Below are 15,674 nucleotides of genomic sequence, written 5' to 3'. Positions count from 1 at the left end.
ACTGTGGGTATAGACATCTATACGCAATTCCGGACGGAAAACCGCCATACACTTTCTTAGAATTGCTGTGAGACTTGGATCAGAAGAACGCCGGATTGCGCCATACCTGGTCCCCATCCGCAACAAGCATCGGATCTCCGTGCGGATCGTCCCTGGTCTTCGCGGCAACAATGCCTTCGCAAACCCAGCCATGCTTGGGAAACAAGCTGATAAGGCGCCGATCCAAGTCAGCGGAATGCGTGCCAATGAATACGCGCTTCACCTGCTTCGTCACCACATCGATATGGCGTTCAAAGAGGTCGCCTTCGGCACCTTGAATATCGCAATGGATGAGATCAATGGTCCCTTTGCCGTCCAGGACCGTTGCTAGACTATAACATGCGACTTCTTCAATTTCCGCGATAAGGCCGCCATGATGCCTCAGGAATGTCCCGAATGCATCGCCATCATTGCCTTCGCCAGAAAAAGCAGCGGCGCCGCCATAGACATGCCCGGCCTGCGCTGCCCGAGGGAACCTGGCTATCCCATCTTCAACGCCGATGACCCCATGGATAACGTCAGCATCGCTATCCGGGATGGAGTTTTCACGAAATGAATGGTGAATGTAATCGATGTGACCACTATCCCCTTCGATCGCGGTTACATGAGCGCTTAAGCCTTTCTGTTTGGCGGCCGCATAGCCGATTGCCGACCAAGGTGCCCATCCGGCGCCGAGCTCAATCATGCTGAATCGCTCCCGAGCGTCGAGAACCGAACGCAATACCGCGATCCATTCCAAGGCGGCCCCATGAAAATTACCGGGAAACGGAAATGATTCAACCAGTCCGGAATGGCTTGCAAGACCGACATGGTTCACGTTGGAAACGCAACCGAGAAAATTGGTCACAAAGCCTGCTCGGCCCGGACCCTCATACTTTCTGAATTGCCGAAATACATCCATTGCCTCTCTTCTGGAGGAGCCATATGTTTGAATGTACCCATGTATGGTCTTAAATTCATCAGAACCACTGATTTGCCGTATAAGATCTTCATATGAAAGTGAGTTCTTCTCCAGCAAATTGAGATATGAACTCATGCCGTTCTTGTCGGGATCTCTTCCTAGAAGGCCTTTATATGCTGCGATGATGACGTCCTTTGCATTGCTTGTTTTCGATTGCTCTTCGATCACAATGTGCTCCATTTCCGTTTCTATGTGATAGTGAACTTCAATAAATGCATGGGTTGCAAAAACGGTGCGGCACGCCCAACTGCGATTAGACAACCCTCTCAGAGGCACTAATATCGAGGTCGGCATATCCAGGTTCGATCGTGGCTCTGGTAAGGTCAGCCGCTTTCGTGATCCCTGATGGCGGTGACCATGAGCCAGCCCAGCAGATAGCAAAGACTCAGGGACAGGAAAACGACCGTAACGTTCTTCAGCGCATAAGGCATCTCTGCCTCGTCAGGCATCTGCGGCGGAACGACGACCTCAAGATAGAGCTGTTGGCGGCGGGCATCGGCTCGGGCTGCTTCGAGCGCATCGAGCGCGGCAACGAGCGCCTTGTTGGAAAACTCCCGCATCAGCACGAGGCTTTCGTAATCCGCAATTCTGGGCGCGACGGATTTGTCGGATCCGACCATTTTTGCTCGCTCATTCTCGATCTGCTGCTCCAGTGCCGCGACCTGGCTCGTCAGAAAGGGAATGGAGTTGCTGTCCGGCGCAGTCTTGCGCGTCTCTGCAAGGCGTGCCCGCGTATTGGCGAGAGCGGACGTCAGATTGCTGATGAGATCGATCATCGACATGGAGCTGGCATTCGGATCGACCATCAGCTCCTTGTTTCTGAAGTTTGTTATGCTTCGTTGGGCATCAATGACCCGCTGCTGCGCCTGTTGCACCTCGCCATCGGCAAAGCGAACCGCATCGCCGCGGGCGCGATTGTTGAGCCGGTCGAGAAGATCGCCGCCAAGTGCCAGCAATGAGGCGTTCATATCCGCGGCATCCTGCGCGTGAAAGGCTGTCGTCCGCAGGACGGTGATGCCTGTGGTGTCGTTGTGAATGACAGACACCCGGCTCGAATAATAATTAAAGAGCTGTTCCTCGCTGTTGTTTTCCCAGAAGCGGGGAAAGCGCGTCAGCCAATCCGCTTGCGGACTGCCGAAAATAGCACGTACGGGAAGCTTTTCGGCAAGTTCCTTCAGCGCCTGGCGGGAGCGGATATATTCCTGCACGGAAAAAGTATCGTCCTGCGAGCGCGTTATCCCGCTGTTCTGCAGCAGAGAACCGAAGACATTGGAGGATGGCGGCGCGGCCATGCGGACGACAAAAGAGGATTCGGACACATAGATTGGAGCGGCGATGAATGCGTAATAGGCGCTGACCGCCAAGGTAGGGGCAACAACCGCTAGCAGATAAACGCTTAGACGGCCGTAACGCTTGCGACGCTTTCGGGCCTTTGCAGGTCCGGCAATTGAAGTTGCAATCATGCGGTGGAAAGGCTGCCGGCGCTGATCTGCATCGACTTTCTTGTTTTGGGTCTCGGGGTTAATCAGAGCCATGATCATGCCCTTTCTGATGATCGTCTGTCGTTGCAGATCTGCGAGCGGACGTCACGGACGCTAATTGTCCGAGCCCGGCGCAATGAAGATTGAGCGGTTGCCCTTCGCCGGTATCGTTGACCGACCGTCCGATGGAGACGGGGTAGCGACCAGGAGGGCTTCGGATGCATCAGGTATCGGCAAACGCGCGCGGAGGGTCGCAGTTCATTGACGGGTTGAAGATTCAGGGGCGCGTCCTTGGTGCGCTGATCATGCGCGAAATGCTCATACGCTACGGGCGGGAAAACATCGGCTTCCTGTGGCTTGCGCTGGAACCGATGATCCTGACCACGGGTGTCATGATCATGTGGACGCTGCTCAATCATGAGGCGCACGGATTGACTGTCGCGGCTTTCGTTTTGAGCGGCTACATGCCGCTGACGCTCTGGCGCCACATAACCGGTCACGCAGTTTCTTGTCTGCGTCAAAATCTGCCCTTGATGTACCATCGCCAGATCCGCCTGGCTGACGCCATAATTGCCCGTGCGCTTCTGGAGACTGCTGGCACGACCGCCGCTCTCATCGTCGTCTACACGGTTGCGCGTTTGGCCAACATCATTCCGCCCTATCAGAATCTCAGCCTGGTGCTGACGGGCTGGCTGTTCATGGCCTGGCTCTCTTTCGCGGTGGCGCTCATCTTTGCCGCCGGTTCGGAACGGTTCGAGTTTGTTGAGAAGCTGGTGCCGCCGTTTCAATATCTCACATTGCCGATCTGCGGCATGTTCTTCATGGTGGCCTGGCTTCCCAGCGGCGCCCAGAAGCTGGCGCTCTATGTCCCTCTCGTTCATTGCTTCGAGCTTTTTCGCGCCGGTGTCTTCGGCGATTCCGTGCAAACTTTCTATGACATCGATTACCTCGCGAAGTGCTGCCTGTTTACGACGGCTGCCGGCCTCTTCCTGATCAACGTGGCACGCCATCACATCAAGTTCGAATGACGCCACTGCGGTCGCGCTAACGTTGGGCATAGTTCGTCACCTGGTACTGGAATTCCAAGGACCGTAGCAGCGTTTCGCGCAAATCCCTTCGGCTGGGCAGCGCATAATGGCTGAGAAAGGTTTCGACAGATTCCGGCTCGCGACCGAGAATCCAGCGAAAGGCTGCAACGACATCATAGGAATCGATGGGGTCGCCAAAGTGGTTATAGGCGGGGTTGCTGATTTTTGCGAAGAGATAGGGCAGTGCACCAAGCAGAATATCGAGGCTGAACCGATGAAGGTTCGGGTTGGCCAGCGCCGTTTTGGTGAAGGCGTCTATTAGGCCGGAATAGTTCGTGAGTGCGGAAACCGCATCGCTCGCACGCGGCAATCCATCAAAGCCGCCATTCGCATGAAAGCGAACAGCGATCTCCTTCCAGACCTCCACGGAATAGTGCATCGGTGCGGGTCCGTAGAGTGCGGTGTCGTCGGAATAGAGGCCTGACGGCGGTGCAAGTATCCTGCTGTTTTCAATACGCTCCCGGCAAAAGTCGATAAGCATGCGAGAAATCGGATACCGTATCTGCCAGCGGCAAAAGTCGGTCATGTAGGTATTGCGGTCGATAAGCGTGCCGCGATAGTCGGTTGTGGGGGGCATATCGAGCAATATAACCTTTGTATCCGGCAGGTTCGCATTCAGGAACTCGCAGAATCTTTGTGCTGCCTCGATCACGAGCGTCCAGAAGTCGCAACTACCGAAGGGAATCACCTTGAAGATGCTGAAGGCTTCGCGTTGCAAATCGGGCCCAGCTTCTAAAAGTTCGTAGGGAACGGTGAGTAAAGTGCCCTCGTAGTCTAGGAGCGAGGCGCGCGTGGCGCGGCTGAAATCCATCACCAGCGTCATCGGCGCTGACGTCCTCAATCGATCACAGAAGCCTTTGTCGGCTTCGAACTGCAGCTTCTTTTGGATCGGTTCGGGCCACCCCTCGATGGCGGTGATGGACGCCTGCCTGTCGTTCATGAAGCTGGCGATGTTAATGCCGTAGCAGAAGAAGACGATCGTGCTGTCCGCAAATACGTATCGGACAAACTCCTCGCTAGGGCACGAGCCATAATAGGCGATGCCACCCATATGATTGCCCCTTTTTGTTCAACAAGATCTTCATTCTCGATCCACGCTCAGGTGCTGAAGCCGCCGGTTGACGTCCTCGGCGCGATCTTCATGAACGGCAAATATGTTTGCTGCGGTGCCGGCCGGGAAGTTCGAGTTGAATTCCTCGGATGTCGCCATTCGCATCAGCCGATGCTCGGACCTCGTCCAGATGTGGTAGCCGAAATCTGCGAGCTGGCGGTGGATCGCGCCTGGAGCGGTTTTGGAGACAATGGAGAGCATATCATGGTTGATCTCCATCAATAGAGAAGGCTTACATGTGGCGATGGTTCTTTGCGCACCCTTCAGAAACAAGCCTTCCGCTCCCTGTATGTCGACTTTTATGACATCAGGCCGCAGATTGCCGATAACACGATCCAGTGTTTCGACCTTGGTCTTGCGATCGACCTTGACTTCAGCGCGGGTAGTAATCAGTCGCGTGGCTCCCGCGTTGACTGTTTCCCCCACGTCATTAAGCGGTAATTCTCCCGGAGCATCCGCGAGAGCGAGCTGGTGAACGCTGACTCGGTCTCCAAGTCCGTTCTCCACGATCGATCGATTGAACAACTCGCAGAGCTTCGGTAGAGGCTCAAAGGCGAGAACCGTTCCTCTAAATGGGGAATGATGGGCTGCGACAGAGAGGGAATAGTACCCCACATTGCCGCCGACATCGATGAATTGTCCGTTATCGGGCACGATGGCTTTCACGAGCTCGATGTCGAACTTCTCATACTCACCGTTCATGATGCCGAAAGAAATATGATATTGGCGAAGGTCCAGATACAATTTGAAATTGTAGGCGGTTTCAAAAAGAACGACGATCGATCTCGGCACGAAATTGTGAAACAGCAATTCGCTATGACGTTGGTGGAATTCGTTAGAAGTCAGAAAACGTTTGCGATGGACGTCCAGCGGCAGATCGGTGATTTGCAGGAGATGATTGCCGATGATATTTCGCTCATCGTCGTTGATCGGACGGCCGAGAATGAATTTGTAGCAATTCTCGATGTCGTAAAAGCTTGTCACGTCGCCGCTCCCGCGTCTTGCTGACGAACTTTGTTATTATGTTGCGCCAGCACCGCCGCCTCTCACTGCAAAATCGCCGAGGTAGGGAATCTCTCGATACGCCGCGAAGCGCGTTGAGCAGCATGGCGTCGTGGCGAAAAATCGGCCTCAATCAACGCCTCCAGATCATCGAAATGCGTATCCCACCCGCTTGATGACCCGGGCTTCATTCGGCGTTGCGGAGAGGCTGCAATCATGTCCAGCGCGGCTCTCCAGCTCAGCCCGTCTAGGGGGTCCAGAAAGATGGCGGGCTGCCCGGCGGCAGCTTCGCGATGGGCGCTGATGTTGGAGGCGATGACCGGCGTGCCGAGCGCGATAGCCTCAGCGACCGGCATGCCATACCCCTCCGTGAAGGAAGGCGCGAGAAGGGCGGCCGCGCCCGCGACCAGCCGCGCCAAGGCGGCATCCTCCAGCCCCGGCACTTCGATGACGAGTCCGGGCAGGGCAGGGCATCGCTCCAGCATTGCCAGGATGTGGCTGTTTTCCCATCCCCTCTTGCCGACAATGACCAGCCGTGGCGCCTTCGGCCCGTCACGCTCGGCGAGATATTGCCACAGGTGCAGCAACAGCATGTGGTTCTTGCGCGGTTCGATCGTTCCGAGCGTCACGAAATATGGCTGCTGTGGGCGCGGCATGTCCGATGATGGCGACAGGAAGCATTGTTCGACACCGGGAGGCAGGACGGCGATAGAAGGCAGCTTTCGATTGCTTTCCTGGGCAAAGGTGCGCAAGGCGCGTGCCGTTACCTGGGAGTTGCAAAGCACCAGCGACGCATGTCTCAGCACCGTCTCCATCCTGCGGCGATGCCGCTCCGGCTCCTCGGGTCTAACGAATTCCGGATGCGATAGCGGAATGAGATCATGGACGTAGAAGACGCCGTTTCTGCCGGCTTCTCGAAGCCAGGAGAAAGCCGATGTCCGCTCCAGTCGGCTGTGTGATACGTGGACGAAAGACGCCCTGTCCGGCAACGCCAGGCCATGAGCGAAATGATTGGCGACGGCATGGGCAATCTTGCGCAGCTTTTGCGTATGAGCCTCGCCTGCTTTTACTTCCGACGCCGACTGCCACCTGATCTTGCCATCGATGGCGGCGAAAATCCGTTCGAGAAGGGCGGACTGTGCGGGCGATATCTCCGTTGCTGCCCAGCGGCTGTTGAGCATGGAGACCAACTTGTCTGCCCGCTCGGACGGAACGGTGACGGCGCTGTTATGACCGGTTTCGACAAACCACGACGGTGGCGGAAACGCACCGAGATCGGTCAAGGCAGTCCGTTTGCGGCGCTCGTTCAGCCAATTCGCATAATGAAGCTCATAGCGATCGATGCCGGTGGGCGTCGGGCAATGCGACCGTTCCATCAATCGCGAGATGTCCATAACGACCGGCTTCATCATTTTTTTCTCGCCTCGAGCATGTGGATGACCTGTGCCAGCCAGCGCCGCCGCGACGGATTGGGAGCGATGCCCTGGCGGGAACGATAGAGTTCGGCGACCACGTCTTCCGCCTCGCACGGAAGATTGGTGATGTTCGACCAGTATCGCGGATAGAGGATGAGTGTGCCGGCGACGAGGGCGTCGAGCGTTAAAGCGCGTTTTCGCCGTAACGAAACGACCGAATCCCGCGTGAGGCCCCAGCCGGCATAGAAGGGGAGACCGTGACACCATACCGGCTTTTCTCGCAGCAGGGCCTCGAACCCAATCTGCGATGTTGCGACATGAACCTCGTCGACAACGCCGAGGAGATTGTCCAGATCGACATTGCCGATGACGAGATCGGCAGCTTCCGCCTCCGCCGGTGGCCATGGAGGCGGATGACGGCCAGCTGCCTTCGCCAGAAGATCGGGGTGTTGCTTGTAGATGATGAATGCCGCAGGTCTTGCGCGCCGGACGGCTTTGAGCAGTTCGATATCGGATGGATGACTTGCCATGCCGAACCGCAGCGAGGCATCGTTCGGCACCTGCCCGGCCACCAGAACAATATCGCGGCCTTCGGCCAGAGCACGATAATCCGGCGCCGGCTGCGGCGGCAGATTGTATTTGGTGATGCCCATCGAGACGATGGCCTGCCGCAAGCGCTTTGCGCGCGCAAGAAGCGCATCGTCGAAATTCGCCCCGTTCAGGATCGTCTCCAGCCGGCTTGGAGCTGAGGCATCGAAATAGATGCCTTGGTCGTCGAAGCAGAGCGAAGATGGGGGCACCAGCGAGCTGCCGAGGCCGGAGGAGCGAATGAAGCCATCTTCAACCCGAATGATCGGCAATCTCTTGCCCTGCTTCCACAAAATGGATTCATCGGGAGGAGTGGCGTTCCCCCAAAGGACGATGGTGTCCGCACTCTGAATCTCCGAGGCGCTCGGATTGGTGGCGAATTGCACCTGCGACCGGGGGCTGCTTAGATAGCGGCGCATGACCGCGCGTTTGTGAAGCGAAAAATTGACGCAAAGGTAACGGCCGGAGAGCGATCGGGCGCGCGTGCGCCATTCCAGCAGCCGTTCGACTGCCTGCTCTGCCGTGATCGGGCTGCGCGAGACGGGATCGACATAACGGGAATATTGAAAGAACGCAGCAGCAGCAAACTCGTCTATGCTGACATGGCGTCCACGACGCGAGCGCGCCGTCGTTGCGACCGGGCCTACGGCGCGGTCCGCAGTCAGTCCCCAGCCGGCATAGGCGGGCATGCCGAAGGTAACGACGGGCATTTCCCGCAGAAGCGCTTCCAGCCCGAGTTGGCTTGATACGGTCCAGACCTCATCCACCATATCCAGCAGGGAATGTGTCGAGACAGGGCGGTCCACAAGCTGCACGCCTGCCGTTTGGGTGAGGGGTTGAAGAAAGCCTCGGGTCTGGCCTGCGATGACGTCGGGATGGCATTTGACGATGATATCGGCATTTTCCACGGCAAGAGCTGCTGTCCACATTCTTGCGAAAGTCGCGGCATCGGCACCGGCGCTTTCCACAGCGTGATTTCCCATCACCTCGTCGACAAGCAGGATGCGTCTGCGACGGCTCCGGCGAAGCGAAAGGGTCTCGTCCCGCAGCTGATTGTCTTGGGATAACCGTTCGCGAATGATCCATCGCCGCAGGTCGCGGGCGCGCTGAATATCCGTGTCGGATGGCGCATTTTGAAGCAGCGCCTCCAATCGGGAGGGCTGGCGGGCAGAAGAATGAATACCGAGATCGTCGGCGACGATGGAGACCGGCGATGTGGCGTCCTGACCGGTCGATTGCAGGAAGCCGCCCGCCACCGTCCAGAAGGGCAGACCTTGCACCTGCGCATAGAGGCGCGCCAGGCGGGCAAGCGGCCCGTCCCCCCAACTGACGACACCATCGGCGGCACCCATCGTCAATTCGATCGGCTTGAGCGAGGCGGAGAAGGCGGGGCCGATGAGAGGAAACCGTTGACGTGTCGGAAGGAAAGCGAGCAGGCGTGCGTTGATCGGGGGCAACCAGGACGGCTGCTCGTCTGCCTTTGTCGAGGACCGCGCCTCCTGGGGAAAGATCGTCGAATCTATGTGCATATAAGTCCCCCCAAAAGATGTTCGCTAAGAGCGATGGCTCGCGCCTGAACGAGACAGCCCGCGATGTCTGCTCACGGCTGGTTGCATGAGCGGAACCGCTTTGGGGGACATGAAACACAACGGTAACTGGAGAACATCTTCCGGTATCGAAAGTGGGAGGTTGCGCCGCCTACCCAGGAGAAATTTCAAGAGGCTTCGGCAAAACTGGCCGATGAACAGGTCTGGACGGCCATCCGAGGCAAGGTTACTGCCGATATGCTGCAAGATGCCTCCGAACTTTCCCATTCCGAATTCCTTGAACCAGCAATGAGGGTGAAACGGCTAATCGAATGGCAGTTATTGCCGCCACAATTCGGCCTCGCCATACGGATCGCGTCGCCAAAGTATTAATTGCGACAGAAGCCAAATTATTCTTGTTTCAGTATGTAAAAATTTCGAAAGCGCGGAAATATATTTGACTTTCAAAGGATATATGGGAATCTCTTGCAAAGTAAATTGCCATCGACATCGTCGTGCCCCTTGTTCGGAATGACGAGCCAAAACGATGGAAACCGGCTGACTACGGTTGCTTGATCGGAGCTCCGGAAGGGCAGCGGCGGAGTGGTCCTCACCATTCCAAGAGAGATTTGATGGTCCCAAATGAGCCGTATCGAGAATAACAAGGAATTCACTGATTTCGTTAGGCTGGTGAATGCACGCTCATCCGGCGCCGTTATAGGTCAACCGGTTTCCTGGCCGCGTTCTGTCGTGCAATGGGCTCGATCACAATTGCTGCTATTGCTGATCGTCGTCGTTCCCGGCTTACTAGGGGCGATTTATTACGGTTTCATCTGCTCCGATCAGTATGTTTCCGAAACGCAGTTCGTCGTGCGCAGCCCGAACAGGAATGCCGCTGGCCTGCTTAGCGGGTTCCTGCAGAGCACCGGATTCGTTCGCGCGCAGGACGACAGCTACATCGTCACCGAGTTCATCAAGTCGCGCGCCGCTGTCGACGCCTTGGTAAAGAGGGATGGTCTGATGGAAATCCTCTCTCGCCCCGAAGGAGATCTCCTCAGCCGCTACCCGCTGCCTTGGGCGGAAGCCAATAATGAGGAGTTGTATCGGCATTATCTTCGTTTCATCAATGTACACACCGACAGCGGCAGCGGCGTGACGACACTGGATGCACGCGCATTTCGTGCCGAAGACGCCTATCGCCTGGCCAATGCCCTGGTTCAGCACGCAGAAGAACTCATCAATCGTCTTAATGATCGAGCGCGCGAAGATGCCATCCGTTACGCGCAGATCGAGGTGAACGACAGCCAGACAAGACTGTCCAACATGCAAAAAAGCCTGACGGAATTCCGCAATCGCGAAGCGCTTGTCGACCCAAGCAAGCAATCGTCTGCCGCCTTGGACATGATTGCCCGTCTTTCGGATGATCTGGCCGACAGCAAGGCGCGTCTTTCTGCGCTGCAAGAACAGGCGCCGCAAAGTCCGCAAGGGGAGGCGCTGAGCGCGCGCGTGGCGGCGATGGAACGGCAGATCAGCGATGAACGGGCACGTATCGTCGGGAGTGACGGCTCGATGGCGCCTCGCATCGCGCAATATGAGCAGCTGCTGCTGGAGAGGGAGATGGCAGCGAAGATGCTGACATCGGCGACCGTTTCCCTGGAAAATGCCAGGATCGATGCGCAGCGGCAACAATTGTATCTGGAGCGAATCGCCGATCCGAATTTGCCCGATCATGCGCTCTACCCGAAGCGCCTCGGTTCGTTTCTGATGCTGCTTGCGGTTTGTTTTGCGACCTTCTGGATCGTGCGCTTCTTCATGATCCAGGTACACGAGCACGCGGCTCAGCAATGACCGGTCTCCCTTCCAGTCTCACGCAAATAGCCTCCCCGGGGACGCCGGCGCCGAAGAGCGAAATACCCTGGCATGAAGATGGCATTGTCGGCGTGTTCGATCTCGTCAAGGAATATGAGGTGCATGGTCGGATGCGCCGCGTGGTCGACGGCGTGACATTCAAGATTGGCCGCGGTGAAAAGATCGCTGTCCTTGGACACAATGGGGCTGGCAAGTCAACGCTCGTGCGCATGATCGCAGGGATAGAGGAGCCGACGTCGGGCAAGGTCGTGCGCAACATGTCGATGTCGTGGCCCATTGCCTTGAGCGGTGGCTTCGGCGGTTCGATGACTGGCTACGACTGCATGCGCTTCCTGTCGCGCATCTATGACAAGCCGTTCGATGAAATTCGCGATGTGGTAGAGGATTTCAGTGACCTTGGCCGCTATCTGCGCATGCCTCTCAGGACCTATTCCTCAGGCATGCGAGCGCGGCTCGCCTTCGGCATGTCGCTTGCCATCGATTTCGATTGCTATCTCATCGACGAGGTATTGGCGGTTGGCGATAAACGCTTCCAACTCCGCTGTTTTGAGGAGCTTTTCGTTAAACGCAAGGATCGCTCGATGATCATTGTGGGACATAATCTCAATGTGATCGGCGAGCTGTGCAAGTCGGCGCTCGTGTTAAAGAATGGCCGCGGCCGCGTCTTCGACGACATCGAAGCGGCATTTCGCATTTACTCCACATTGTAAGCCGGCCGATGGTTGGTTGTGTGGATCGGCAACGGTAGTGCACGCCATGTTTGCAAATTGACACAATATCGAGCGGCAGAATGCACCGCGTTTAAGCGCTTGCCGGGACCCGGTCGTATATAGATAGCGGCATTACGGGCGCTGACGCAGGCTCCCAGCTAAACCTCATTATGTATTAGAATAATTGAAATGAATGTAGCGGGCAGATTGTTTTAGCTGCAAGCCAGCGTGGCCGCTTGGCTACTCCATTTTACCAGCCGACCTTGTGCACGCAACAAACTTCCGACAATTCGATCGAGGTAAATTAGTAACTACTTCTGCAACCTGTGCCCGTAGACATGTCGAATATATTTGCCGAGAGCGATTATTTTGTCCGATATCGTCGCTCGGGATTTTCAACCTGTGGCCGCGCTACGAAGAGGTAGGAATCTGTATAACATCGTCACTATCTGTACTGTCGCGCTAAAATTCATCGTGCTAATTTAATTATAAGTAATGCAACTTGCGATGAATGGTCTTGCTTCTCGAAGTGGGCGCGAGAGCAAAGGAATGGAGTCGTCAAAACGAACGCTAGAAAAAAGTAGCCTAGATAGAAATCACGTGTTAGCGATGGCTAATATGCAACCTGAGATTTTGAGTAGGATTAGCGGATGGCGATGTTGGAAAGAGTTGTCGAGCAATGCGTTGGCACTTTCGAGGTGTATTCCCGGGATGCAATCATTCGCAACCTTGACATGCTTGAACCAAACTGGAAATGGGCGGTTCCTTCGGAAACCTCAGGCGATTATTCCTTCAAATTCAGCAAGCAACCGCTTCAGTCGGCCTCGATCATAAGCGCCGAGCATTCGGCCGGCCTCGAGGGAACCGCGAAGCAGGACTTGCCGCGCGTCAGCATCGTATTTGTTCTCGCGGGGGAAATAGAGATCAATCACCGGCGGATGCGCAAGTCCTTGCGCATTCCTGCCAATTATGTCGCCAGCATCAGCGATCGGGCGGGCAAGCGGCTGGAGATTAAGCCGCGCAGCTCCTGGCTGCTGTTTCAGATCCCGGAATCCGTAATCCGCCAGCATTTCGAGGAGCTGACCGGCAAGCCCTATGTGCAGGAATTTGCGCTGGCACCGGTGAGCTTCCGTCAAGGCGGCGCGCAAGGGCTCTATCAAACGCTGCGCCAGGCCGAGAAGGATTTGACGACCGCTCGCCAGACCGAACGGATGATGCTCGCCAAGGCTTACAGCGAGCTCCTGCTGGTCAAGCTGTTTGCCAAGCTGCCGCACAATCTGTCCGATGCCTTCAATCGCGGCACGCTTGAAAACGCGCCACGGCAGCTCCTGAGGGCGGAGGCGTTCATGCGCGACAATCTGCACAACGCCATCATGCTGGAGGATCTCGCGAACGCCGCGAGCTGCAGCCCGCGAGCGCTGCAACGCATGTTCAAGACCTACCGTGGCGATACGCCCATGGGAATCCTCTGCAACTACCGGCTGGCTGCGGCGCATGGCGCCATCAAGGGTGGTCAGGCCGAAAGTATCACCGATCTCGCCATGAGCCTGCAATTCTCCAATCCCGGGCGATTCTCCGTGCTCTACAAGCACGCTTATGGCTCCAGTCCTTCGTCGATCCTTCGTTTTACCCGGGAGCGCAGCGACGATGCCGGAACGGCCTAGCCTGCCTCGCGCGAGAATACCTCGCCAAAACTGCCTCCATGCCATTCAGGATCGTCGATGCCGTTGAAGTTCGGATTATTGTGCGTTCTCGCCTGCGTTCTTACGGGCTGTGGACTACCGGAGGCCGGCCCCAAGGCCTCCCGCATATTGGAGGAAGCGGCCGCGCGCGCTATGCCACCATTCGCGGTTGTTGATGTGACGTCGACGGCGATGGTCAAGAGTGTCGCTCGACCGGTAGCCAGCTTCGCGGCATATTTCGGTGAGGGCGCACGCGATCCCGGCCTCAGGATCGCGGTTGGTGATGTCGTTTCCGTCAGCCTTTGGGAAGCGCCTCCCGGCAGCTTGTTCGGGATGGCTTCGAGCGCTTCGGGACAGCAACAGGCGACGGGTAGTTCAGTGACGATCCCGCCGCAAACCATCAACAGCGATGGCACCATCAGTATTCCCTATGTGGGCCGGATCACGGCTGCTGGCCGCACTCCGGCTTCGGTCGAAAAGGCGGTAGTTTCCGGCCTGATGGGCAAGGCGGTGCAGCCACAGGCGTTGGTGACCGTCCAACAAAGCTCGTCGAACACAGTCACGGTTACAGGCGAGGTGGCCGGCGGCGCGCGCGTCGCGCTTTCGCCCGCCGGCAGCCGAGTACTCGATGCTATTGCCGCCGCGGGAGGACTGCGCGCCGGCGTCAACGACAGCGTCGTCTACCTGACGCGTGGCGGGCGAACAATGCATCTGCCTTTTACCGCGATTGTTCAAAATCCGCGCGAAAACGTGAGATTGCGGCCCGAAGACGTCGTCACTGTCGTGCGCGAGCCGACTACTTACACGATTCTTGGCGCATCAGGTCAGAATGGCGAAGTCCCCTTCAGCGTTCAGCATTTGACCATGGCGAATGCCGTTGCGCGTGCGGGAGGCTTGCAGGATACCCGCGCCGACGCGTCAGGCGTCTTCCTCTTCCGCTACGAGCCGCTTGAGGTTGCCCGCCGCATCGTTGCACCGAGCAATCCGTTGCTGCGCCGTGGTGGACCTGTCCCGATCGTCTATCGGTTCAACCTGAAAAACGGCTCGACGCTGCTTGCGATGCAGAACTTCGAGGTTCAGCCGCGGGATATAATTTATATCTCCAATGCCTCGTCGATCGATATCCAGAAGTTCATGGGCCTCTTCCAGGGGGTTACCGGAACGGCTCTATCGGCAGCATCGGTCGGGATCTCCGCGTCGGCAGCAAACTGAAGACGACTGAGCAGGGCGGAGACAGGCCGGAGGCGGTTAAGCTCGCTGGATTCGAGGGAGTTTCCTGATGTTGCCCGACCTGCGGAATGCGTTACGGGCATGCAGGAACGAGAGAGGTACAATGAGTTCTTCGGCACTGCTACATCTTCATGAATTGATGGCGTTCGATCGCCATCAGGCCGAAACGGCCATCTTGCAGCGCGTGAACAGCGCCTACCTCGGAAACCACACGGCTTTGGTGCGCGTGCTTGGCCGCTACAAGCTTTATGTAGACACCCGAGATAGAGGTTTCGGATCCCATGTTCTTCTGGACGGTTTTTGGGAGATCTGGCTGACATTGTTCTGCGCGCGCAACGTCAAGCGCGGTATGACAGCGATCGATGTCGGTGCGAATTTTGGCTACTACTCCCTTCTGCTTGCCGAGCTCGTCGGCACAAGGGGCGAATTGATCGCCGTCGAGCCCAATCCCCATGCCGCCGATTTCCTGCGTCGCAGCGTCGAGCTCAACGGGCTGCTCGGACGGACGCGGATCGAAACATCAGCGCTTGGTGCAACGATATCGGATGAAGCCTCCTTATATGTACCCCATAACGAGCCGAAGAATGCGCTGATCGTTTCGGAGTTGTTTCAACCTCGCCCACAGGACGGTGTCGTCATCAAGGTCCCCTTGACGACCCTCGACGAGATGAGCGCCTCCTGCTCGCGTGTCGACTTCATCAAGATCGACGCGGAGGGGGCGGAGGAGGTCATACTCGAAGGAATGGCCGAGACCATCGCCCGCCATAAGCCGATGCTCGTGGTCGAATTCAATCCTGCCCGCTATGCCGACGCATCCGGTTTTCTTGAACGGCTGGCCGGCATCTACGGGGCAATGCGGCGCCTCGATTTCAGCGGCGAGGCGGTTCCCATCACCAGCGAAGACCTGCTTTCGAAATACGGGGCCGACGATTCGCTGCTCGTTCTGTCGCGTGACAAGCCGGCTTGAGAGCG

Annotated in this window: 12 protein-coding genes; 6 read left to right on the top strand and 6 right to left on the bottom strand. The window is 57.0% G+C overall.

Annotation, left to right across the window (positions count from 1 at the left end):
- Positions 1–79 precede the first annotated feature (79 nt).
- Entirely contained in the window at positions 80–1,180 is a 1,101-nt protein-coding gene (locus FBZ97_RS07380) for a DUF4214 domain-containing protein (RefSeq protein ID WP_186449471.1), read from the bottom strand.
- Positions 1,181–1,323: 143 nt separating this feature from the next.
- Positions 1,324–2,535, bottom strand: a complete 1,212-nt coding sequence (locus tag FBZ97_RS07375; RefSeq protein WP_186449470.1) for a capsule biosynthesis protein — start codon at positions 2,533–2,535, stop codon at positions 1,324–1,326.
- Positions 2,536–2,699: 164 nt separating this feature from the next.
- Here FBZ97_RS07375 and FBZ97_RS07370 point away from each other — a divergent pair, with 164 nt between their 5' ends.
- Positions 2,700–3,509, top strand: a complete 810-nt coding sequence (locus FBZ97_RS07370; RefSeq protein ID WP_145317826.1) for an ABC transporter permease — start codon at positions 2,700–2,702, stop codon at positions 3,507–3,509.
- Between the two features lie 16 nt (positions 3,510–3,525).
- Here FBZ97_RS07370 and FBZ97_RS07365 read toward each other — a convergent pair whose 3' ends face one another.
- From FBZ97_RS07365 to FBZ97_RS07350, 4 genes are all read right to left on the bottom strand, one after another.
- A complete protein-coding gene (locus FBZ97_RS07365; protein ID WP_145317823.1) occupies positions 3,526–4,620 on the bottom strand; it encodes a DUF6270 domain-containing protein in 1,095 nt (364 codons plus the stop codon).
- Between the two features lie 30 nt (positions 4,621–4,650).
- On the bottom strand, positions 4,651–5,664 hold the full coding sequence (locus tag FBZ97_RS07360) for an FkbM family methyltransferase (protein WP_145317820.1): 1,014 nt from the start codon (positions 5,662–5,664) through the stop codon (positions 4,651–4,653).
- Between the two features lie 62 nt (positions 5,665–5,726).
- Positions 5,727–7,094: a glycosyltransferase family 1 protein gene (locus FBZ97_RS07355; RefSeq protein WP_246661709.1), complete on the bottom strand. Its 1,368-nt coding sequence runs from the start codon at positions 7,092–7,094 to the stop codon at positions 5,727–5,729.
- A complete protein-coding gene (locus tag FBZ97_RS07350) occupies positions 7,091–9,214 on the bottom strand; it encodes a capsular polysaccharide biosynthesis protein (RefSeq protein ID WP_145317817.1) in 2,124 nt (707 codons plus the stop codon). The genes FBZ97_RS07355 and FBZ97_RS07350 overlap by 4 nt, the downstream gene beginning before the upstream one ends.
- Before the next feature lie 639 nt (positions 9,215–9,853).
- Here FBZ97_RS07350 and FBZ97_RS07340 point away from each other — a divergent pair.
- From FBZ97_RS07340 to FBZ97_RS07320, 5 genes are all read left to right on the top strand, one after another.
- Positions 9,854–11,059, top strand: a complete 1,206-nt coding sequence (locus tag FBZ97_RS07340; RefSeq protein WP_145317812.1) for a capsule biosynthesis protein — start codon at positions 9,854–9,856, stop codon at positions 11,057–11,059.
- The gene (locus FBZ97_RS07335) at positions 11,056–11,790 is read left to right on the top strand and encodes an ATP-binding cassette domain-containing protein (protein ID WP_145317809.1); all 735 of its coding nucleotides are present in this window, start codon (positions 11,056–11,058) and stop codon (positions 11,788–11,790) included. Before FBZ97_RS07340 ends, FBZ97_RS07335 begins: the two co-directional genes overlap by 4 nt.
- A gap of 734 nt (positions 11,791–12,524) precedes the next feature.
- Positions 12,525–13,454, top strand: coding sequence for an AraC family transcriptional regulator (locus FBZ97_RS07330; RefSeq protein ID WP_229002144.1), 930 nt, complete (start codon positions 12,525–12,527; stop codon positions 13,452–13,454).
- Positions 13,455–13,511: 57 nt separating this feature from the next.
- Entirely contained in the window at positions 13,512–14,684 is a 1,173-nt protein-coding gene (locus tag FBZ97_RS07325) for a polysaccharide biosynthesis/export family protein (protein WP_113332675.1), read from the top strand.
- Between the two features lie 121 nt (positions 14,685–14,805).
- A complete protein-coding gene (locus tag FBZ97_RS07320; protein ID WP_233788768.1) occupies positions 14,806–15,669 on the top strand; it encodes an FkbM family methyltransferase in 864 nt (287 codons plus the stop codon).
- Positions 15,670–15,674 lie beyond the last annotated feature (5 nt).

Source organism: Rhizobium sp. ERR 942 (assembly GCF_007828395.1).
Lineage (GTDB): Bacteria > Pseudomonadota > Alphaproteobacteria > Rhizobiales > Rhizobiaceae > Rhizobium > Rhizobium dioscoreae.
Note: the sequence above shows the minus strand (reverse complement) of the source record. Positions and strands in the feature narration are given on the sequence as shown.

What these genes read in the sequence shown, in the direction of transcription:
- FBZ97_RS07380 (WP_186449471.1), bottom strand. Translation starts at nt 1,180, where the DNA reads ATGGAGCACATTGTGATCGAAGAGCAATCGAAAACAAGCAATGCAAAG.
- FBZ97_RS07375 (WP_186449470.1), bottom strand. Translation starts at nt 2,535, where the DNA reads ATGGCTCTGATTAACCCCGAGACCCAAAACAAGAAAGTCGATGCAGAT.
- FBZ97_RS07370 (WP_145317826.1), top strand. Translation starts at nt 2,700, where the DNA reads ATGCATCAGGTATCGGCAAACGCGCGCGGAGGGTCGCAGTTCATTGAC.
- FBZ97_RS07365 (WP_145317823.1), bottom strand. Translation starts at nt 4,620, where the DNA reads ATGGGTGGCATCGCCTATTATGGCTCGTGCCCTAGCGAGGAGTTTGTC.
- FBZ97_RS07355 (WP_246661709.1), bottom strand. Translation starts at nt 7,094, where the DNA reads ATGATGAAGCCGGTCGTTATGGACATCTCGCGATTGATGGAACGGTCG.
- FBZ97_RS07350 (WP_145317817.1), bottom strand. Translation starts at nt 9,214, where the DNA reads ATGCACATAGATTCGACGATCTTTCCCCAGGAGGCGCGGTCCTCGACA.
- FBZ97_RS07340 (WP_145317812.1), top strand. Translation starts at nt 9,854, where the DNA reads ATGAGCCGTATCGAGAATAACAAGGAATTCACTGATTTCGTTAGGCTG.
- FBZ97_RS07335 (WP_145317809.1), top strand. Translation starts at nt 11,056, where the DNA reads ATGACCGGTCTCCCTTCCAGTCTCACGCAAATAGCCTCCCCGGGGACG.
- FBZ97_RS07330 (WP_229002144.1), top strand. Translation starts at nt 12,525, where the DNA reads ATGCTTGAACCAAACTGGAAATGGGCGGTTCCTTCGGAAACCTCAGGC.
- FBZ97_RS07325 (WP_113332675.1), top strand. Translation starts at nt 13,512, where the DNA reads ATGCCGTTGAAGTTCGGATTATTGTGCGTTCTCGCCTGCGTTCTTACG.
- FBZ97_RS07320 (WP_233788768.1), top strand. Translation starts at nt 14,806, where the DNA reads ATGAGTTCTTCGGCACTGCTACATCTTCATGAATTGATGGCGTTCGAT.